This is a genomic window from Rhodospirillales bacterium (genome assembly GCA_028824295.1).
In the GTDB taxonomy this organism is placed as follows: domain Bacteria; phylum Pseudomonadota; class Alphaproteobacteria; order TMED109; family TMED109; genus VXPW01.
Window position 1 is genome coordinate 30,306 of record JAPPED010000023.1, and the last position, 21,028, is coordinate 51,333.

Here is a 21,028-nt window from a genome sequence, read left to right on the forward strand (position 1 = left end):
CACCTCCTCGAGTGCTCCACCTGATCAATCGCATGACCCAGGTCGCAGCGTGGGTCGCCGGGGCCCTGTTCGCGGTAATCGGGCTCATCGTGTTCTACGAAGTGGCCATGCGGCATGCCTTCCTGGCACCGACCAGCTGGGTCGAGGAAACCGCGCGAGTGCTGCAGATCTATGGAGTCTTCCTGGCGGCGGCGTGGCTCGTCGGGCGCCGCGAACACATCCGCATCACCGTCCTGACCGCCCATCTTCCGCCGGCGGTGCAGACCTGGCTGTCGCGCATCGTGCTGCTGGTGATCGGGGCCGTGGCCGGCGTCTCTGCCTGGTACGGAATCAAGCTGATGCAGTTCTCGATCGACATCGGGCAGACCACCGACACTACCCTGGAATTGCCGATGTGGCTGCTGCAGGGGCCGGTCGTCGCCGGGCTGGCGCTGATCGTCCTGCAAGTGCTGGCGACGGTCATCGGAAGCTTTCGTTCGCCCGCGCTCCTCGGAGGCGAGCAACCCCATCGCGAGGTCTGACGGCGCGCCGTGACCGGCATTTTCATTCTGCTGACGCTGTTCGGATTCCTGCTGGCCGGAATCGACATCGCCTTCGCCATGGCCGGGCTCGGCATCGTGATGCTGCTGGTCGGCGGCTACTCACCGCTGATGGTCCCGCAGGCGATGCTCTCCAGCGTCGACAATTTCATCCTGCTGGCGGTGCCGCTGTTCATCCTGATGGCCAATGTGCTGCTCAAGGGGGGTGCCGGCGAACGCCTGTTCAGCGCGGTGCAGAGCTGGATCGGTCACTGGCCGGGCGGGCTGGCCGTGGCAACCGTCCTGTCCTGCGCCATCTTCGGAGCGACGTCCGGATCATCGGTCGCCACGTCGGCAACGATCGGTACGGTCGCGATCCCGGAGATGGTCAACCGCGGCTACGAGCGGCGCTTCGTCTTCGGCCTGCTGGCGGCGGGCGGCACCCTGGGAATCCTGATACCCCCTTCGATCCCGATGATCGTGTTCGGTTTCGTACTCTCGGAGTCGATCGTCGACCTGTTCCTGGCGGGAATCGGCCCCGGCTTGCTGCTGGCCACAGTGTTCATCGCGTACGTCGTGGCAAAGGCGCACTTCGGGTCGGGCTACCAGTCGATGCCCCGAGCCAGCTGGGTAGAACGGTGGACGGCCACGGCACGGGCATTGCCTGCCTTCGCGCTCGCGGCTGGCATCGTGTTCGGTATCTATCTAGGCGTTTTCACACCCACGGAAGCCGCCGGCGTCGGCTTCGTCGCGGCACTGGTGATCACGCTGGGCATCTATCGCTCGCTGCGGTTTTCCGACCTGCCGCAGATCGCGATCGCGTCGATGCGAACGACCGTGATGATCCTGTTCATCATCGTCGGCGCGAAGGTGTTCGGGCAGGCCATTACGCTCTACCAGCTCCCGCAGGATGTCACCGCGCTCGTAACCGGCAGCATGACCAGCCCAATCGCATTCATCGTGGCCATCTGCGCGTTGCTGCTCGCGCTGGGCTGTGTCCTTGAGACGCTTTCGATGATGCTGTTGATGCTGCCCATCATTCAGCCGTCACTGGGTGGCCTCGGCATTGACCCAATCTGGTTTGGCGTGATCTTCACGATGATGATCGAGTGCGCCCTGATCACGCCTCCGGTCGGCCTGAACCTGTTCGTGATTCAGGCGGTCGCCCGCCAGACCCCTGACGGAGCCGGAACCACGATCGCCGACATTGTGCACGGCGTGCTCCCCTTCGTGATCCTGATCCTGATCACGGTGTCGATCGTCGTGGCCGTCCCGGATATCGCGCTCTACATCCCGTTCCGCTTGTAGCTCGAGCGGCAGCACCGACGTCGCAGGGACTCGGAACTGCACTCCAGAGCAGATGCCATGGTTTGGGAATTACTCCACGTGCAACACCTGCCGGAACCGGTTACCCACGCGGGACCGGTCGCCACCGCACTGCCAGCCAGCGCGGGTGCGGTAGGCTAGACCTGCTCATCCGACCCGATCCCGGGGATGTCCCGATGCTGAAACTGGCACTCTTCGTCATCTTAACCTTTGCCGCCAGCTCCCCTGCCCGCGCCGAGATAACGGATATCGGCACTACTACGCTTGAACAGCTGCTGGCGAACGGGGTTGCTGTCATCGACATCCGAAGACCCGATGAGTGGGTGCAGACCGGTATCATCGAAGGCAGCCACCTTCAGACTTTCTTCGATGAAGAGGGACGCTTTGACGTCCGCGCATGGATGGCAGCGATCGGGCCGATCGCCGCTGCCGATGAACCCATCGTGTTGATCTGCCGCAGCGGCGGACGCAGCGCTGCGGTGAGCCGCCTCCTGAGCGAGCAGCTTGGATACCGACAGGTCTACAACGCGCACCAGGGCATCCTGCAATGGATTGCCGAGGGTCGACCGACCGTGCCGCCCCGTTAGCACGGACATCAAGACACAATGACACAGAGTGTGCGGTTTGAAGATGTGGCGACACAGTTGAAACCCCTTTCGTGCCTTAGCGTGCCGTAATAGTTGGTCAGGCGCTGCCGGCTGACAACGGACTTCTGTGTGTCGCTTGTCCGCGCGTACGGGAGTGGTATCGCCTCCAACCGTGCAAGTTCAACCAGGCCATGATACCTTCAAGTCTCAGCGGCCTTGGAGCGCTCCTTCTTGGGCAGGATGACTCTCCGCGACGTTGCCGAACACGTTGGTGTGTCCGCGGCGACGGTATCTCTCGCGATGCGCGGTAACGAGCGAATCTCGGCCGCGACACGGGAGCGGGTTCTCGCTGCCATTGCCGAGCTCGGCTACGTCTATCAACGGAGCGCGGCAAGCCTTCGCACCTCCATGACCCAGACCGTTGGGGTCATTCTCAACAACGTTTCGGACCCATTCTTCGGCTCGCTGCTCGCGTCATTGGAGGACGCGTTAGCAGCGTCCGGGCGAACGGCGTTTCTGTGCCACACGAATGAGGTGATCTCGCGCCAGACCGACTTCGTTCGAAAGATGGCGGAGTACAGCGCCGATGGCCTGATCGTTTGTCCCGCGGTCGGCACGACATCGGCCCATTTTCAGCCCGGGCAGGGCGGCATCCCGCCAACCGTCTTCGTGTCGCGAGCCCTGTTCGAACTCGGATTCGATTACGTGATCAACGATGACAGCGAAGCGGCGCGAATGGCAACCAATCGACTGCTCCGCCAGGGCCACCGACGGATTGCCTTTGTCGGCGGGGACACCCGGGTCAGCTGCTTCGTTGAACGATTCAGCGGCTATCGCGAGTCACTCGACCGTGCTTCAGTAGGATTCGACCCGGCGCTCGTTAGATCCTCCGTTCCGACCCGGAAGGCCGGATTTGACGCAGCACGCTGGATAGCATCGCTATCACCGCGGCCCACGGCCGCTATCTGCTACAACGATTCCCTTGCGCTCGGTCTGATGGCGGGCCTCCAGAGAGACGGACTGTACCCGGGAAGGAATTTCGCGCTGATCGGTAGTGAGGACGTGGAAGAAACCGGCATGACCAACCCTGCGCTGAGCGTCACCGCCGTCGACCGTGACGAAATGGGACGGCGCGCGGCCGCGGCCCTCATCGAGCGTATCGACCAACCGGAATCACCGCAGCAGCGGATCGTCCTCCGGCCGGAACTGATCATTCGGGAAACCTGCGGATTCCGGATTCCATCGGGATCGTGACGCACGGTTCAGTGGACGGCACGGTCTTCCACGACGCAAGTTCTCCCGGCACAGGACCGCACAAGTCGGATCGCGGATCGCGAGTCGGCAGTCCTACGCGGCGGCCTCAAGCCGGTCCTGGGTCCGAAGCTCGAAGTCGGATGCATCGTGGCGCTCGCGGAGCTGGTCTTCCAGCGGGCCACTGATGCGGTTGACTTTCCGGCCCCTTACCACGGCGTCGCGGGCGGCGATCTCTTCATACCAGCGGACCACGTTCTTGTATTCGCTTGCCGCCAGAAACTCGGCCGCGTCGTATAGCCTGCCCGTCGTCAGGACACCGTACCATGGCCAGACCGCGATATCGGCAACAGTGTACGCGTCGCCGGCCAGGTAGCGTGTCTCGGCCAAGCGCCTATCGAGGACATCGAGCTGGCGTTTTACCTCCATGGTGTAGCGATCGATCGGGTACTCCATCTTGTAGGGCGCGTATGCGTAGAAGTGCCCGAACCCGCCGCCGAGGTAGGGCGACGAGCCCATCTGCCAGAACAGCCAGGAGAGACACTCGGCCCGTTCGGACGGGTCTTTCGGAATGAAGGCGCCAAATTTCTCCGCGAGGTAGAGCAGGATCGCTCCCGATTCGAACACCCGCGTCGGTTTGGGCAGCGAGTAGTCCACCAAGGCGGGAATCTTCGAGTTCGGATTGATGGCAACGAACCCGGACCCGAACTGATCGCCGTTCCCGATGTGGATCACGTAGGCGTCGTACTCCGCACCGCTGTGCCCGGTCGCCAGCAACTCCTCGAGCATCACCGTGACCTTGACCCCGTTGGGAGTCGCCAGGGAGTACAGCTGGAGCGAGTGTTCGCCGCGCGGAAGTTCCTTTTCGTGCGTGGCGCCGGACACGGGGCGGTTGATCGAGGCAAAGCGGCCGCCGCTCTCCTTTTCCCATTTCCAGACTGTCGGTGGTTCGTAAGGTTCAGCATCCGTCATTGCGTCTTCCTTCAAGGGCTTAGCGGACATTTGCGGAATCCGGCATCCGGACTTTGGGGACGCCGAAGCGATTGACTTAGCATTCCGGGACTCGGATTGCACGCGCACTGTCGCTCATGTCGGCAGGGGATCCCGTTGACCGCTGAAACCCCGCACCCTCCAAGAAGTCGGGTTCATCCCAATTGGATCGAGCGTCAGCCCCCGGATGGCTGCAGGCGATCTCTCTGGCCGAGCGGGCAGCTTGCCCCTCGCCAGAATCGACGCTGCCGCCTGGTCAGCCCGTCAATCTGTTCCGCTCGATATTCGCGCTTCGCACCGGAATGCCGAATTCCTCGTGACAGACGTCTGCAAGCACCTTCACACCCTCCCGAATCGCGTCTGCCGTCGGGTTCCCAAAACAAAGGCGTATCCGCGAACGCGCAGGCACCGCATCAGCTGACCAGTCGGGTCCGGGATTAATGGCCACTCCTCGGGCGGCCGCGGCTGTAGCCAGCTTCGTGGCGTCTACGGCATCCGGGAATGTGACCCACAGGAAGATCCCGCCGGGAGGCGGCGTGAATTCGGCCGTCGTTCCGAAGTTCTCCTCCAGCGCCTCGATCATCGCGTCGAGCTTGTCCTTGAGCAGCACGGTGACCTTGGCAACATGATCGTCAAAATGCACTCGGCAATACTCGGACAGCATCATCTGTTCGAGGGCGCCGGTGCCACCGTCTTCCTTGCAGGCAGCCATTTGCGCCACGAGGTTTGGCTCCGCAACGATGTAGCCCACTCGGAGAGCCGGCGCGATGGTCTTCGAAAACGAACCGCAGTGGATGACCTGTTGGCAGCGGTCCATGGCTGCAATAGCTGGTGGACGTTCACCCGTCCACAATAGGTCCGCGTAACACTCATCCTCGAAAATCGGCACACCGTATTCGGCAGACACTTCCAGCAGTTCTGCGCGCCGTGCCTCGGGCATGATGCTGCCGTCAGGATTCTGGACGGTCGGAATGACGTAGATGAACTTCGGCTGGATTGCCCGCGCCTTGAGCTGAGCCAGCTTCGCAGCCAGCCGATCCGCGCGCATGCCGCTTTCGTCGAGCGGGATGCCGACCGGCTTCACGCCGAGACTCCGGAGCCGGCTGAGCGTGCCCGCATAGGTGAACTGCTCAACCAAGACCGTGTCGCCGGGACAGCAAAAGACCTCGTAAACAAGTTCGAGCGCCTGTATTGATCCGGAAGTGATCAGGACATCATCAGGTGAAACCGACAGGCCACTGCGCTTCTCGAGTTTTGCAGCGACAAACTCCCGGAGCGGCCGATAACCAAGCGGGCCGCTCTCCAGTCCATAGGTAGACAGCGTGGCTCCGTCCCGCCGCAGAGCCGTCGCCGTCGCCGTGATCATGTCCTCGACCGGCACGCTAGCTGCATCGACGTGCCCGCCAATGAAATTGTAGGGCGGGCGCCCCTGCCAGCCGGGAGCAGGTGCTGGGAGATCAGGCGCCAGCAGCGCCGCGTAGTCGATGGTCACTGCCACCTTGATTCTCCTTCATCCGTTCTGGATACATTGCGTGATGTCCGCGGATAACACGTGGGCGACTGTTACCCTTGCGGACCAACGATACGTGCCGTTGCGTCGGCGGCGTACACGTTATACGGACCCCGCTGGATGTCTCCAACTTGCTTCGAGGCAACTCCCGGTGTCCCAACACGGACGGGCGTTCAACGGTCGCTGACGATCGTATAACATCAAACATCTGATGATAGTCTCGCGAGGCAGCGATGGCTGGTGCGTCGGAACCAATAGAGCCGGGCAAACCGGTTGAAACCGCGTATCTACTTTACACTCGCAGGTGGGCGCCAGCGTCCGTGCATCGGCGACCAGAGAAGCCTGTCAAGTCGTCTGCATCCGCGAAGCCTTGTTCAGAGGTCTTGTCGTCAGGTGGTATCACGGCGGGCTGCCGGCGGCGGCTTGACGTCGTGCACGTAGTTTCGAGTCGCGAGAAACTTGGCATAGCTGGCGAATGCTGCGTCGACCCCGTCGGCGGTCAGGCCGTAGTCATCCAGAGTGTATCGGTGTCGTGGCTCCCGCCGCCGCCGTTCCATCTGCCGGTCCAGCCAACCGGTCATCTCGTTCACGGCCGACCGCGTGAGCGACCACCCGAACCGACCGTAGATGGCCTCTACTACCGCCATCGGATCGCGAACCAGCGCATGGTAGTTCACGTCCACCCAGCGGGCTTCCAACTCCGGATGCGACTCCCGAAACCGGATTCCCCGGTCCAGCATCCGGCTCATGAACGACAACTGCTCGGCACCGACCTCGGAGGGAACAACCCGATCGCTGTTGAGCGAGCGAATTCGTTCCACCAGGCTGTTCCACGATCCCATGAATTGTATCGGCTCCCGGTGGGTCTGAATGAACAGGGCGTCGGGATAGGTTGCCATCAAGGTATCGAGTTCCATCAGATGGAAGGGCATCTTAAGTAGCCACTGCCCGCCGTGCCCCGGAAAGCGCTGCCTACGCTGCCAGTTGAAGTGCTGCATGGTGCGCCGATGGAAGCCATAAGCTTCGCTGGATCCACGTTCCGCCAACCAGCGCGCATACCCCGGAACAGGAAACTGGGCGAGGAAGACCCAGGTCGTGAAGGTCATTCGGAAGATCGGGTAGTCCTCTTCCGGTTCATCCATGTCAAAGTCGTGAATCCCGGCGAACACTTCGGCGAACCGAGAGGCACGGAAGATTTCCTCTGTCCGAATCCGGCGGGGGTCTGCAGGGGTGCCGCCGACGCCCGCATAATCGCCGTCCGGCAGCACCGGCTCGATGTACTCGTATTGCCGCAATGCCCAGAACCGAGGGTCTCGGGCCAGCAGGCGATGGAGATACGTGGTGCCGGTACGGTTGATCCCGACAATGAATACCGGCCGGATAACCTTCTCACGGTCAATTTCGGGGTGGCGCAGTCGCTCACCGGCAAGTGCTGCATTGCCGCGCAGGAAACGGCTCAGGCTGTATACGGTATCGGCCAGCCTGTCCTGCTGCAGCCTGACTCCGGGCTCCTGCAACGCCTGGACCAACTGCTCCAGACCCTCCCGCATCCACGCGGGATACGTGGCCTCGAAAGCTACCCCCTCGTCCTTCGCGTACTGTTCCGCTCGGCTGATCAAACCGTCGAAGTCGAGGCTGCTTTGATGAACTGAATATGGCCAATCCTCACGGTGGGCCCGAATCCATCGGTGGGAGCGTCGAAGCTTGGTCAGGGCGCCCATCCATTTGATGGGAAACGGACAGTCCTCGCGAATGGCGCGGTCGCACATCGGGAGCTGGTCCGCAGGCTTGTTCCTGCTGAACCAGTACTTCCCGAAATGATCCAGCACCGCCCAGTGGCCATGCAGCGGTGATCGCTGACCGTAGGCCTGACACGCGCGCTTGAATTCCTCGTAGGAAACCTCGGGCCAGTACAATCCGAAGTCCGCCGGTTCCAGATCGTGGTGATCCAGTTCCGGATTGCAGCAGTGGTAGATCGTGAAGCGCCGGCTCGCGTTCAGGGTTATCGCCACGCAAATTCGGGCTACCGTATCGACGACTTCGTTGCTGGACCGAAACGAGAATCCTTTCGGCATGATTCCGATTTCACCGACCGCGGCCAGTATCTTTATGGAAAGGTCATGTGCCGGCGTGTAGCCGCTACTTGACAGACCGGTTTGCGGGAGACGGAAAATCGCCAACGGCATGCCTGCCTGCTGGGCAAACAAGAGGATTTGTTCGGACACCAACTTGCTCCAGGGATAGCCGAGCAAACCGATTGGGAACATCCGCTTCATGCAGGTCAGATCCGGTTGCATTTGATGCCGGATCCGACTCTGCTTGAACTCGTGTGCGAAGGAAAAGAAGTATTGCGGAAACACGCCCATTGAGGATGCGTAGTACAGGTACTTGTAGCGGGTCCGGAGGCACAGCTCCAGCACGTTACGAAGGCTGAGCGTGTTGACCTCGCGGATGCCCTTGTAAGAAGAAGAGAGCGTGATATCAGCGGCGAGATGATAGACCGCGTCGATCCGCCCGCACAAATTGTCAAACTTGATATCGTCAAGCCCGAATCGCGATAGCCCGATATCACCAGGGACTGCGCGGATCCGCGGTGCGAAGTCATCATCCCAGATTTCCGCCTCGGACATCGCACGGCGGATACGGTCGATGCCGCGCTCCGAATCTTCGGCGCGAACCAGGCAGTACACGACTACACGGGAATCCTGCCGAAGGAGCTCGTACAGGAAAAAACGTCCAATGAACCCCGTACCACCGGTGAGCAGTACCTCTCGAATGTCCGTTGGAGGAACCGCCGCAGACGGGGCTTCTTCACTGATGACATCGTGGACAAACCGGCGCAGCGCGTTGACATCTCTCTGGCAGTCGGGCGGAAGTTCCCCTGCAAGCGGCGATACCGCCGTGTCCGCAACGGCCTGGTCGGTCATGCATTCGATCCCTGGATGTGCGGCCCGGCAGTTCCTCAGGCCGCCGGCAACCGCGCCTGCTGCGCAGCCTGCACGTTGATGGCCGTGCGGAAAGAGTCCAAGGCGGTGTCGATTCCATCGCTGTGGTAGCGGAAGTCGCCCGGGATCGACTTGTAACGGGTGTTGACGTCCGCGAACAGTCTTTGTCGCAGGACGTCGACGTGCTCCGGCTGTTCGGCACACGCGGCCGCGTCTTCTTTGAACGACTCCAGTTCCTCTGCCAGAAATTCCTTGAAGTCATGGATCGCGATTTGCTGGCGGGTGATCTTCTCGAAGTGGTAACCCAATGCCGCCAGCCGGATGGCCTTTGGAAGCATGCGGGGATGCTTTCTCGATACCTCCGCCACGTACTTCGTGTAGGCCGGGACCTGCTCCGGGGAAAGACGTCCGCGCACAAGCATGAGGTCCGTGAAGACCGCGTTCTTGCTCTTGGGTTTCTGCAGGTGCGGTACCGGCTTCAAGTGTTCGAACAGCGTCAGGCAGCGGCTGAAATAGTTCTCCAGTGTCGGATCGTAGAGCGTGGAGGTCACGCGCCGATATCCTTCGAGCAACGTCCGGTGATCCAGTTCCGTCTTGAAGTTCAGAATGGTGGCCTGGGTCCCGATCGCCACATTGAGCAGGCGGCCTTCATCCTGAAGGCGCTTGTACATGTCCGTGCCCTTCAGTGCCGTAAGGAGATAGATCGGGGCCACGGGAATCCCGGTCGCCTGGATGAACTCGATCTGGATGTCGAACACGGTTTCGTCATCGCCGTCCAGACCCAGGATGAAACCTCCCTGCACCTGCATGCCCTTGCGTTGGATCCTCCGGACTGCCCGAAACAGGAAGTTCTCTTCTTCCTTGCTGGTGTTCTGGGGTTTCTTCGTCTTGAGCAGAGCCTCAGGGTTGGGGGTCTCGATTCCCAGGAACACGGTGTCGAAGCCGGCCTGGATCATGGCTTCCATGAGGTCGTCCATGCGCGCGAGATTCAGGCTTGCCTCGGTGCTCAGGAGGAACGGGTAACCGCGCACCTGTTGCCATTCCGCCAGTACCGGCAGCAGATTCATTGCGTCACGCTTGTTGCCGATGAAATTGTCATCGACGAGGAACACGGGGCCCCGCCAGCCAAGTTCGAACAGAACGTCGAACTCGCGCACCATCTGATCTGGTGACTTGGTCCGGGGCACCCGGCCGTAGAGCTTGGTGATGTCGCAAAACTCGCAATCGAATGGACATCCGCGTGAGAACTGAACCCCCATCGAGTGATAGCTCTTCATGTCGATGAGGTCGAAGCGCGGGATCGGCGTTCGGCTCACGTCCGGTTTCCGCGGTTCCCGATACATCTTCTTCGGTGTGCCGTTCTCCAGGTCGCGCAGAAACTGGGGGAATGTCTCTTCGGCCTCGTCCAGCACGAAGTAATCGACACCGCGGATCTCATCGTGAAATGTGGTCGGATGCGGCCCACCGGCCACGACCGGCACCCCGGCCCGAATGCAGCGCTCGATGACCGTCTGGAGGGATACTCGCTGCACAATCATGGTGGACGTAAACACCATGTCGGCCCATTCCAGGTCCGAGTCGGTCACGGGGTCCACGTTCATGTCCACGACACGGAGGTTGTATTTCGGTGGAAACATGGCCGCGATGGTCAGGAGGCCCAGCGGCGGAAAGGCCGCCTTGATTCCCACGAATTCCAGCGCGAAGTTCGCTCCCCAGTAGGTATGGGGGTGCTCCGGATAGACCAAGAGCGCGTTCCGCATGGCCACGGCCCCTCCTATCCCGCCGCCTCGAGCCGTAACGGGGGCGATTCCGCTACAGCGACATCGACGTCCTTCGGAAAGTGGTCCTCCGGCGCGCTCGCGAAACGCGACGGTGCCCGCTGCAGGCGTTCCGCAAAGACGGGCGACGTGTCCGTTACCTCCCTTGCCGGATCATCGGACGAGATCTCCTCCTCCTCATCCTTTCCGTGGATGATCCCCTGCGCCAACGACAGCGCCGAAGCTGTCGTCATGAGTTCAAGCGCGCTCACCCGGTAATTGAACTGCGTCTGGATAAACGTTCCCAGCTCGGCAACCGAAATCGAGGTGAGACCGAAGCTGGACAGTGGCTCTTCGACGCCACCCTCGTCATGACCGCACAGCTCCGCCACCTTCGCGGCAATCTGCGCCGCCACGCTCTCGAGCGTCTGTTCTCCGGTCATGCCGGCCTCGAACGCATCCTGATTGCGCATCAGGCGCCCAATGCGCATGTAGTCCGGGAGGTCAACCGTCCACGACGGACGCTCGAACAACACCGAGACAAGATGGTCCGAGTCCGCCATGGCGCGGAGCGCGAAGTCCAAATTGGAAACAGCGAAATCACTGCTGATTGCCGGCAGGCCGGCCGCCCGCATCATGCGGAGCACCGGCAGGCTACGCGCGGCCATGCCGGCGTCGGCGACGGCGGCCATGTTGTATGAAAGGCCCGGCAAGCCCTGCTGACGGCGGCTCGCAGCCAGTCCGTCGAGAAAAGCGTTGGCGGCGCCATAGTTGATCTGGCCCGGGTTGCCGAGGACCGAGGCGGACGACGAGAACAGCACGAAATGGTCGATCGGGTGGCCCTTGGTGGCCCGATGCAGGTGGAGCGCACCACGAGCCTTAGGGGCAAACACATTTGCAAGTGACTCGGCCGAAAGATCGTCGAGCAGGCAGTCGTCGAGGGATCCGGCAAGATGGAACACGCCCTTGAGCGGCCGCTGGAGCTGGCCAATACAGCGCTGAACGTCTTCCTCGACCGATACGTCTCCCACAACGAAGTCGAATTCTACATCCTCATCCATGTAGGCGAGTGCGCTGTGCCAGCGAATCCACTCGGCATCCCGGCCGTGTTCCGGATTGCGGTCCATCAGGGTGAGGTGGCGCGCCCCCAATGCCGCAAGGTATGGCAGCAGGCGGCGGCCGAATCCGCCCTGACCGCCCGTTAGCAGATAGGTTGCAGCCGGATCGAACAGCGGTCGCACGTCCGCGATCGGCGCGCCCAGCGGACCGGAGCCCTGCGGAGCCCGCAGGACCAGCTTGCCCTGATGCCGGCCGGTGGTCATCAACCGCAGGGCCTTCGCGAATTCTTCGTACGGAAATACAGTGACCGGCAATGGCGGCACGGCACCGCCTTCTATCAGGTCGACACAGGCGACTGACAACTCCCGTGCCAAGGCCGGGTCATCGGCCATCAGCCGGTCCACATCGATGGCCGCGAACCGCAAGTTCTTGCGGAACACCCGCAGGCCGAGTTCGTTGTCGGCATAGATATCGACCTTGCCGATCTCGCACAGCCACCCGCCGGGACGCAGCGCCTCGAGACATAAATGGACATGGCGCCCCGCCAGGGAGTTCAGCACGACGTCCACGCCCTCTCCTCGGGTGGCCACCATCAGTTCGTCGTGCCAGTCGAAACTGTGCGAATCAAAGGCTGCCCGCACACCAAGTGACTGCAGCTGCGCGCGCTTTTCCTCGGTTCCGGCAGTAGCGTAGATTTCCGCCCCGACGTGTTTGGCCAAAGCGATGGCGGCCTGTCCCACTCCGCCCATCGCCGAATGGATCAGGACCCGCGCCCCTTTCCGCAAGCGGGCCAGATGGATCAAAGAGTAGTACGCGGTGACATAGACCGACAACGATGCTGCGGCCTCGTCCATGTTGATACCGTCGGGCTTGCGGAACACGCGGTATTGGCTGGCCACCACGCGATTCGCGATGCAGCCGCCCTGGATGAAAGCCACCCGGTCTCCGACGCCGTGATCCTGAACAGCTGACCCGACCCGACGTACGACCCCGCTCCCCTCCATGCCGACCTCGTGCCCCAGGGCTGAGCGCTCATACGCCAATGCCGGCAACAGCCCCAGCGTCACCATGATGTCGCGGAAGTTGAGTGCAGCGGCAGCGACGTCGATCTCCACGTCTTCCGGACCCAACGGCGGAAGTTCGTACGTCTTCATCTCGAGGCCATTGATCTGCCCCGGATTGTCGAGCGTCAGGCGGTACGTTGGCAGGGTGCCGGCAGGGATCCGCGCATAGCGCTCCCGGAAACTGACCATTCGCGGCACCCAGACGTCATTCTTCCGCACTGCCAGTTCGCGTTCCCGCACGTCGTGGTGCATCAGCCAGTGCAGCGTCTGGAGATCGTCCCGGTCACCCAGATCCACCAGGCGGAAATCGAGTTTCGCCTCCTCGTCAATTTCCACAGCCATGCTGCGGACCGCTCCCCACAACACGCTGCCGCGCGGATCCTCTACATCGTGGACGGCGCGGCGCGTGATGACGGTCAATCGGCACGGGCAGTCCGCGTGCTCAATCCGGTAGGGGACCAGGGCCTGGACAAACGCGACAAAACGGGATGCCGCTCTCTCCCCTGTCGGGTCTTCCGGATCCTGGCCGCAGAAGTAGTCGACCGCCTGCAAGTTGGCGGCCTCCGGCCAGTCCTCCAGCGCATGGAAACGACCAGCCAGCAACGCTTCTTCGGGGAGCGCGTGCGCATTGTCATGGGGCTTAAAGAACGCCGACCAAGCCGGTACCCAACTTTCGGGCTCGCCCAAGATCCATCGGGGACTGCGGAGCGCGTCGGCATCGAGTTGATCGCGGTCCGGACCGGGAGCTTGCAGCAGGGTGGCGCGTTGTCCGGCTCGAACCGCTTTCCAGCCGGGACTGGCAGAAACGACGTCGCCCTCGTCGTGCTCAACCAGCACCCAAGCGCCGGGCACCGCCAGGCTCCGCACCGTTTCCCACTCGCTTTGCCCGAAGCTCGCGGCCTCCCGGTGGAGGAAAATGATCTCGGCGGCGCCCGGCCGCAGCAGGCCCGCGTCCAGAGCGGCGGCATCCGCCATGTCGAATGTCGCGAAGCGCAGCGGCACGTCACAGGCATGGAAGGCGTCGTACAAGGCCCGCGTGCTCTCTTCACTGTCCCCCACGAGCCAGAACTCACTTTGCCCGGCAGTCTGCGCGAGGTTGGCGGCGCATCGTTCAAGAATGGTCTCGTCCGGCTCTCTGGAGCCGGCGAACTCGATGATGTGACAAGCGTATCGCTCGCCCTTATCCGGGTGTGTCAGCGCCGCGACTACGGTCTCGGGCTCCGGCTCCCCGCCCGGCAGCCTGTCGAGGAATTCCTGAACTGCGGGAAGCGCCTTTGGCTGCCAGCGAACCTGGTGCTTGCTGTTCGGCAAGTCATTCCATCGCGGGTTGGACGTGAAGTACGTGTACTCGCCGATATGGGCGACGAGATCACCGGTGGCGCCGTCGTAGAAGCTGATGCTGCCGCCCGATCGTTCGCCGCGCCGAACCGAATACTGGCCCCGTTCGTTGGCGTTCATCCAGTCGTCGCTGGGCTTCGTGACATGGCAGGTAATGCGGGGCCCGGTGGGACGGCGCAAGAAGGTCACCCATTCCGCCCGCTGCGGAATCGCAAACAGGTCGGCGGCGGTCAATAGGTGATACAGGAATATCTGCAGCCCGCCGTCGAGCAGAGGAGGACAGGTGACGTAGCCCTCCTCCACTCCTGTCGCCCACAGCCCCTCGTCCATCTCGACGTCAAACAGGTAGGCCTTCGATACGCCGTCCACCAATACGCGCTGGATCGTCCTGAAATACGGGCCGTACTGGAATGTTTCGCTCAAGACCGATTGCAAGCGCTCGTAGAAATTCTGGTCGTCAGCAAGAATTGACTGCTCGAAGCCATCGGTGTCAATGTCCGTCAATCGCATCGGCACGCTGAGCGCCGGCTCGGTGCTCAGCACGCGCACCTTCCCGCGACAGTGGATCTCGCTGCTAGCGTCGACCTCGTAGGAACGCGAGGAAATTGTGAACGTGAACTCCTCCGGATCCGTCGGAACCGGCTGCAGGGCCGTTTGCAGCCTCACCGGCGCCTTGGGAACCGGACACGGCTGGAGAAATTCGAGCACCGTGAATTGGACCGGAACTCCGCCCAGCGCCTCAAGGATCAGCTCGATGTAGCCCGCCGCCGGCATGATCGCCGCGTGATGCACGCGATGGTCCGCCAGCCAAGGGAAGTCAGCTTCCGACAGTCGTGCTTCGAACTGCAGGTGCTCACATGGGACCCGGTGGCCGACCAGTGGTCCTTGTGAGTACTCGCCTTGCTGAACGAACATCTCGTTGTCGCAATGGAGATCCATCGTCGCCCGCTCTTCCCGAGGATGTCCGGGCAGGCGATCTGCGATCGGCTGCGGACGCGGATACTGGGCCGCGAAGTCCAGGGGAACGCCCGCCTGGAACAGTGCGCCCAGAGCGGTCTGAAAGCCGATGCAGACATCCGTCTCTCGGGTCAGCGTCTGAATGTTGGCTGGTACCGCGCGACTGCCTTCCAAACACTGGGCGATCGTGGACTGAAGCGCACAGTGAGGCGCGATTTCCAGCACCACGTCGGGCTGAATTTCTCGCGTGATGGTTTCCATCGCGGCAGCGAACCGCACCGGCTGGCGGATATTTGACCACCAGTACGCGTTGTCCAGTCGCCGTGTCGGCAGTCCGGTAACCGACGACACGAACGGGACATCGGCGTCGAAGTCGAGGTCATTCAGGAACGACAGCGCCGCCAGCGCATCGTCCTTGAGGGGCTGCATCGCGGTGGAATGAAAGGCGATGTTGCCGGGCAGCAGCTGATTCTGCAGATGCCGGTGGTTCAACGCCGCCATGACCGGCTGCAGGGCTTCCTCTGTTCCGCAGATCACGGTGTTGGCAGGGGCGTTCTCGCAGGCGATCTCTACCTGCGGCGGTTGGTCGGAGTCGTCCTCGCCGCTGCCGAAGGCGACGTCCAGTTCCGTCAGCAGGTCTTCCACGCCCGGACGGTCGAGGCCGATCGCCAGCATGCGGCCAGATCCGGCGGTCCGCTGCTGGAGCGTGGCGCGATGAAACACCAGACGCGTGGCTTCCTGCAGCGACAGCGCCCCGCACGCGTAGGCCGCCGCGACCTCGCCCGAACTGTGACCGACCACGCAATCCGGGTAGACGCCCCAGGTCTTGAACAGCTCCACCAGGGCACACTGGATCATGTAAATGACCGGCTGCGCCAGCCGAACCTCGTTCAGCTCGGTCTGCGGTGCGCCGAAGCAGGCCTCGCGCAGCGAGATTTCCGAATGTTCGCGCCAATGCGCCTCGACGGCATCGATGGCCCGCCGGAACACAGGCTCAGCGTGATACAGGTCGCGACCGCACCCTGCCCACTGGGTGCCCTGACCGGAAAACACCATCGCCACGCGGCGCCCGCCGTCGTCGACCGAGTGGACAGGCGGCGGGTCCTCGATAAAGGCCTCAAGCGCTTCGACCAGTTCCTCGCGGTTCCGGACCGCGAATGGCGCGCGCATGGCGAAATGCGTGCGGCGGCGACCGAGATTGCCGGCCAGGGTGTAGAGGTCGGGTTCGTGTTCGGCGACGAAGTCTCGCAGCCGCCGTGCGCTCTCGGTGAGTGCGCTGCCAGTGCGGGCCGACAGCGGAATCATGAACCCGGCCTCCGGCGCGAGCGAAACCGACCAGGTCCGGGGACGGGCCGGGCGATACTCGCGGACCACGCAGTGCCCGTTGGCACCGCCAAAGCCGAACGAGTTGATTCCCACGACCACTGGGCGCTCGGGAAACGGCTCGCATTCGGTCTGCACCTGCATGGGACAGCGATCGAAGTCGATTTCCGGATTGGGCACCACGAAGTTCTTGGAAATCGGTGCAAATGTCCGCCTCTGCAACATCAGCAGGACCTTGAGCAGGGCGCAGTGGAACGCCGCGGCTTCCATGTGCCCCAGGTTGCTCTTGACGCTTGCAATCCGCAGCGAGGTCTCTCGCTCGGGTCCGGCAAACGCGTCCGTAATGGCGTTTCCTTCGATCCGGTCCCCCACGACAGTGCCGGTGGCATGGGCCTCGATGTAGTCGAACTCCTGTGGCGCGCGACCGGCCCGGGCGCCGGCCACTCGCATCAGCTCCGCCTGGGCGTGACGGGTGGGGGCTGTGATGTAGCGCCCCTGCGCCAAACCCTCAGTCCCGTCGGCAGCGCCGGCCGCATTCACGGCGGTAGCCTCGATGACGGCGTGAATGGGATCCCCGTCGCGCTCGGCTGCAGTCAGCGGTTTGATGGTGAAGACGAACGCCCCTTCCGAGCGCATGTAACCATTGGCTTCCGCGTCGAAGGAATGGCACTTCCCGTCAGGGCTGATCACTCCCAGGGCGTTGAACGAGGCGCTCAGCCTGGCAGTTCCCATGTAGTTGACCGAACCGACCAGCGCCTGCTCGCAGTCACCGCGCTGGAGCCCGTTCATTGCCGCATGGAGAGCAGTGAGGCTCGCCGAACATGCCGTGCAATAGGTCGTGGAGGACCCCATCAAGTTGAAGTGATAGGAGATACGGTTGGCGAGCATGGCCAAGCTGATGCCCGTCACGTCGAACGGCTGGGCGCCCCGCATCGGCCGCCAGTTCGAGACGGGCGGTACTTGCGCGCCGATGTAGACGCCGGTCGGGCTGTTGCGGAGCGAATGGAGGTCCCAGCCCACGCGCTCGAACGCTTCCCAGGCGCATGTCAGCAACATCCTCACCTGAGGATCCGTCGACAGCATTTCGCTTTGGGACAGCCCGAAGAGACTGCGGTCAAACAGCTTCTCTTCGTCGTCGCGAATGAGACCCTCGTAGGCGCTGGCAAACCGACCTGGGCCGGAGAAACCGCCGATCGGCCGGTAACCTCTCCCGTAGCGATCGGTTATGGGTTCCTGGACGATTTCGCGCCTGCTAAGCAGATCCCAGAAGTCGGAGTCGGTGTGGATGCCGCCAGGCAAACGGTAGCTGTACCCGGTAATGGCAACCGGGAAATTGAACTCCTGTGAACTCATCCGCCAAGCATCCAATTGAGGCGGTCTCCAGCAGTTCGGCGGCGGTGCCCGCCCACGGACGCCTAGAGAGTCAGCGACGCGTGTACCGCTGCGAATTCAACCATGGTCCTAGTTAGCGCAGCCGACCCATGCGCGTCCTAACTATCGCGATCTTCAAGACGTATAGCGGCTTCTTGCACTTGTTTCCAATACCGATTGATACTGTGCGGTCGGCGCGACCATTACAATTCCTATAGCTCCAGCGACTGGCACTACGGGCACTTGGCACCCTTCGAACGGTCGAAGCCCGGCGCCAGCAGAGCGGGGATCAGGCCCCAGGAACGATGTCGCCTGATGGTCCGCCGGCCGGCGGGAGCGAGACCCGAGGAAGAAACGCGTCGGGGGCGGAGGAAGCCTCTCGTGATACGTGCTTCAAAAGGTAACCGCCTATGCATTTTGAGCCTGCCCTCTCCCCCTAGGTGCCCCGCCGGCTCTCTGCATCACCGCCACCACGGCTGCAACCGCCGCTCAGCCGTCCGGACAAGCGGCGACCAGGCAATTTTCAGGCAGTGGCGAGTCTGGTCCACGAATACCGTTGACGACGTTACCCTACGTGCCGCGACCTCTTCCGTACCGAGTATGAAAGTGCCGGAGCCCGCGCAGCGCAACGGCTTTACGACAAACTGCTGCACGAATTGCTGCTGGAGCGCCCAACGATGCCATTTTCCGTTGCATCCGGGATGGTTCTGCTCGGAATCGCCTTTGTTGCGCTTCCGGCGACCGCGAACCGTGATGCCGCCTTCCAGGCTGAAGCCGCAGCCGTTCACGCGCGCGTGCTGACCATCGACACCCATATCGATATTCCGCCCACCTTCGGCACCGCGGCCTACGACATTCTCCGAGCCAAACCTCCTCGCCAGAAGGTAGATTTGCCGGGAATGAAGAAAGGCGGGCTGGATGCCGCCTTTTTTGTCGTGTACGTCCCGCAACGTGAACGTAATCCTTCTGGATACGCACGCGCCGTATCCGATGCCTTTGTCAAAGTTGCCGCGATTCGGGAGATGACCGACCTCCAGCATCCGGACCGAATCGGTCTGGCCCTTTCCGCCCGTGATGTGCACCGGATCCACGCCGAAGGGAGGCGCGTGGCCCTCATGGGCATGGAGAACGGGTTCGCCTTGGGCCCCAATGTCGACCTCCTCGATACCTATTACGCGTTCGGTGTCCGTTACCTAGGCCTTGTGCACAATGGACATAATGACATCGGTGATTCCGCTGTACCGAATCTCCGCCGGGGCGAGCCCCCGGCGGAGCATGGCGGCCTAAGCGACTTCGGGCGCAAGGTGATCGCCCGCGCCAATGCCCTTGGAATCATCGTCGACATCTCGCACGCCGCCATGACGACAGCGCTAGACGCCATCAACGCTTCGCATGCGCCTGTACTCGCCTCCCACTCGGCTGTACGCGGTGTGTACGATCATCCGCGCAATCTCTCCGATGAAGCCCTGTGGGCCCTCCGCCGGACCGGCGGGGTCGTATCCATTGTCGCTTTCGACTCTTACCTGCACCCCGTACCCGAGGAAAAGAAAGCTGCCCTTGCGGCGTTGCGGACGGAATTCGACCTCCGGGATGCAGTGGACTGGGCGCGAATGAGCGAGGCCGAGCGCGATGCCTATGTCGAACGCCGCGTCGAATTGGATCGGACGTGGCCGAAGGCGTCGGTGAGGCACCTCGTCGACCACATCGACTATGCCGTCAATCTCATCGGAATCGACCACGTCGGAATCACGTCCGATTTCAACGGCGGCGGTGGAATCGAAGGCTGGAACGCCGCCGATGAGGCCCTTAACGTCACCATCGAGCTGATGCGCAGAGGATACGCTGAAGATGCCATCGCCAAGCTCTGGGGCGGTAACCTGCTTCGGGTGATGAGAGCTGTGGAAACGGTTGCGGCAGCAGCGCAGGACCAGTGAGCTACCATCAAGGGCTGTCCCATCCCTCCAACGACCTGGCCGGGTCCCAGACCGGACCGGGGCCCGGAGACATCCTCGAACGGCGCCAAGCGTGAATCATGGCCATCAGGTAACGGGCGCAGGACCGGGATTAGTCGACCCACACGGCGCCGTGCCCGAGCGGAAACGGCCGGCGAACTCCCCGCGACCGGATGGTGAAGCCCCAGCGGCACGGCACACTTACTGTCCAGATGCGGGCGTCACACTCTCTGGTCGGTCAGTTACCGCGTTTCCGTGATCGTCACCACGGCGCCGGCGGCGCATCCGTTCGGACAAGCCTAGGGACTGTGCATCCTTGCTGCGGGGAACTTTTGAGTACGGCCGTAGTCCCCGTCTATCGCGACGTGCTATCGCGTCGCGAAGCTTTCAAGCCATGGCGGTACCTGCAACACTGGGTGAAATGCCCATCGGACGGAACGCATGTACCGCCGACCGGGGCATCTCCCTCGAAGCCCTGTCGAACAGTCGGGATGTCAACCGGTCAATCGGCTTGGGGGGCGTCCTGGCAGGTGCTCCCGCCTTCGCGTTCGCGCCCCGCCGGTTACCGGACGGTCGGCGTGGAGAATCGGCCGATGTCGCCGAACAGTTCCTGCAGCAGGGTCCGCTTGTTGCCGACGACGACCGTCGCATCAGGATTGAAGACCATATTCCGGAGCTCGTTGTCACCGTAGTCCGCAACCTCCAACACGTTAGGGTTGTCGCCGCAGCTCGACCGCCCCGCGTCGATCTCCGAATCGAAAAGTACCGCAATTACCCGCTGCTCGATCACGTCGGGCTTCAGGAACGCGTAGTAGCTGACACGTTGACCGATGTAGAACCATGCGTCGTTGCCGAACGGATCGCCGGTGAAGTGGCGCCGTGCCGTCGGCGTTCCGAGTGTCGCCAGGACGTCTTCACAAGTGACGCCGTCTTCTTCCAGGAAGGAAAGATCGAGCCCCGAAAACAGGAATCCGTTGGTCGTGACGCGTGGCGACCCGCAGGCGGCCAACGCCACCAGCAGGGCGATCAGCGGCAACGCTAGCGGCGAGACGCGCAACAGCCGAACTCCCGTGAGGCATG

General features: G+C 62.5%; 11 protein-coding genes. 5 read left to right on the forward strand and 6 right to left on the reverse strand.

What is annotated here, in order from left to right; all coding sequences use genetic code 11:
* Positions 1-32: 32 nt before the first annotated feature.
* The 4 genes from OXH60_10095 to OXH60_10110 all read left to right on the forward strand — a co-directional run bounded on the left by OXH60_10095 (position 33) and on the right by OXH60_10110 (position 3,685).
* A complete protein-coding gene (locus OXH60_10095) occupies positions 33-521 on the forward strand; it encodes a TRAP transporter small permease (protein ID MDE0712469.1) in 489 nt (162 codons plus the stop codon).
* A 9-nt stretch (positions 522-530) separates the two neighbouring features.
* The gene (locus OXH60_10100) at positions 531-1,826 is read left to right on the forward strand and encodes a TRAP transporter large permease (protein MDE0712470.1); all 1,296 of its coding nucleotides are present in this window, start codon (positions 531-533) and stop codon (positions 1,824-1,826) included.
* A gap of 194 nt (positions 1,827-2,020) precedes the next feature.
* Positions 2,021-2,431, forward strand: a complete 411-nt coding sequence (locus tag OXH60_10105) for a rhodanese-like domain-containing protein (GenBank protein MDE0712471.1) — start codon at positions 2,021-2,023, stop codon at positions 2,429-2,431.
* Between the two features lie 240 nt (positions 2,432-2,671).
* Positions 2,672-3,685 carry a LacI family DNA-binding transcriptional regulator gene (locus OXH60_10110; GenBank protein ID MDE0712472.1) on the forward strand — a complete coding sequence of 338 codons (1,014 nt, stop codon included), beginning with the start codon at positions 2,672-2,674 and terminating at the stop codon, positions 3,683-3,685.
* Between the two features lie 93 nt (positions 3,686-3,778).
* Here OXH60_10110 and yghU read toward each other — a convergent pair whose 3' ends face one another.
* The 5 genes from yghU to OXH60_10135 all read right to left on the reverse strand — a co-directional run bounded on the left by yghU (position 3,779) and on the right by OXH60_10135 (position 17,978).
* Positions 3,779-4,654 carry a glutathione-dependent disulfide-bond oxidoreductase gene (gene yghU, locus OXH60_10115; GenBank protein ID MDE0712473.1) on the reverse strand — a complete coding sequence of 292 codons (876 nt, stop codon included), beginning with the start codon at positions 4,652-4,654 and terminating at the stop codon, positions 3,779-3,781.
* Between the two features lie 274 nt (positions 4,655-4,928).
* Positions 4,929-6,170 (reverse strand): PLP-dependent aminotransferase family protein, encoded by a 1,242-nt coding sequence (locus OXH60_10120; protein ID MDE0712474.1) that lies wholly within the window; start codon positions 6,168-6,170, stop codon positions 4,929-4,931.
* Positions 6,171-6,571: 401 nt separating this feature from the next.
* Positions 6,572-9,109, reverse strand: a complete 2,538-nt coding sequence (locus OXH60_10125) for an SDR family oxidoreductase (GenBank protein ID MDE0712475.1) — start codon at positions 9,107-9,109, stop codon at positions 6,572-6,574.
* Between the two features lie 35 nt (positions 9,110-9,144).
* Entirely contained in the window at positions 9,145-10,887 is a 1,743-nt protein-coding gene (locus OXH60_10130) for a B12-binding domain-containing radical SAM protein (GenBank protein MDE0712476.1), read from the reverse strand.
* A 14-nt stretch (positions 10,888-10,901) separates the two neighbouring features.
* Positions 10,902-17,978, reverse strand: a complete 7,077-nt coding sequence (locus OXH60_10135) for an SDR family NAD(P)-dependent oxidoreductase (GenBank protein MDE0712477.1) — start codon at positions 17,976-17,978, stop codon at positions 10,902-10,904.
* A gap of 695 nt (positions 17,979-18,673) precedes the next feature.
* Here OXH60_10135 and OXH60_10140 point away from each other — a divergent pair.
* A complete protein-coding gene (locus tag OXH60_10140; GenBank protein MDE0712478.1) occupies positions 18,674-19,930 on the forward strand; it encodes a dipeptidase in 1,257 nt (418 codons plus the stop codon).
* Positions 19,931-20,510: 580 nt separating this feature from the next.
* Here OXH60_10140 and bamE read toward each other — a convergent pair.
* Positions 20,511-21,005, reverse strand: coding sequence for an outer membrane protein assembly factor BamE (gene bamE / locus OXH60_10145; protein MDE0712479.1), 495 nt, complete (start codon positions 21,003-21,005; stop codon positions 20,511-20,513).
* Positions 21,006-21,028: the final 23 nt, after the last annotated feature.

Bases quoted from the DNA above. Each gene is read 5' to 3' on its own strand.
- OXH60_10095 (MDE0712469.1), top strand. From the start codon at position 33: ATGACCCAGGTCGCAGCGTGGGTCGCCGGGGCCCTGTTCGCGGTAATC.
- OXH60_10105 (MDE0712471.1), top strand. From the start codon at position 2,021: ATGCTGAAACTGGCACTCTTCGTCATCTTAACCTTTGCCGCCAGCTCC.
- OXH60_10110 (MDE0712472.1), top strand. From the start codon at position 2,672: ATGACTCTCCGCGACGTTGCCGAACACGTTGGTGTGTCCGCGGCGACG.
- yghU (MDE0712473.1), bottom strand. From the start codon at position 4,654: ATGACGGATGCTGAACCTTACGAACCACCGACAGTCTGGAAATGGGAA.
- OXH60_10125 (MDE0712475.1), bottom strand. From the start codon at position 9,109: ATGACCGACCAGGCCGTTGCGGACACGGCGGTATCGCCGCTTGCAGGG.
- OXH60_10130 (MDE0712476.1), bottom strand. From the start codon at position 10,887: ATGCGGAACGCGCTCTTGGTCTATCCGGAGCACCCCCATACCTACTGG.
- OXH60_10135 (MDE0712477.1), bottom strand. From the start codon at position 17,978: ATGAGTTCACAGGAGTTCAATTTCCCGGTTGCCATTACCGGGTACAGC.
- OXH60_10140 (MDE0712478.1), top strand. From the start codon at position 18,674: ATGCCATTTTCCGTTGCATCCGGGATGGTTCTGCTCGGAATCGCCTTT.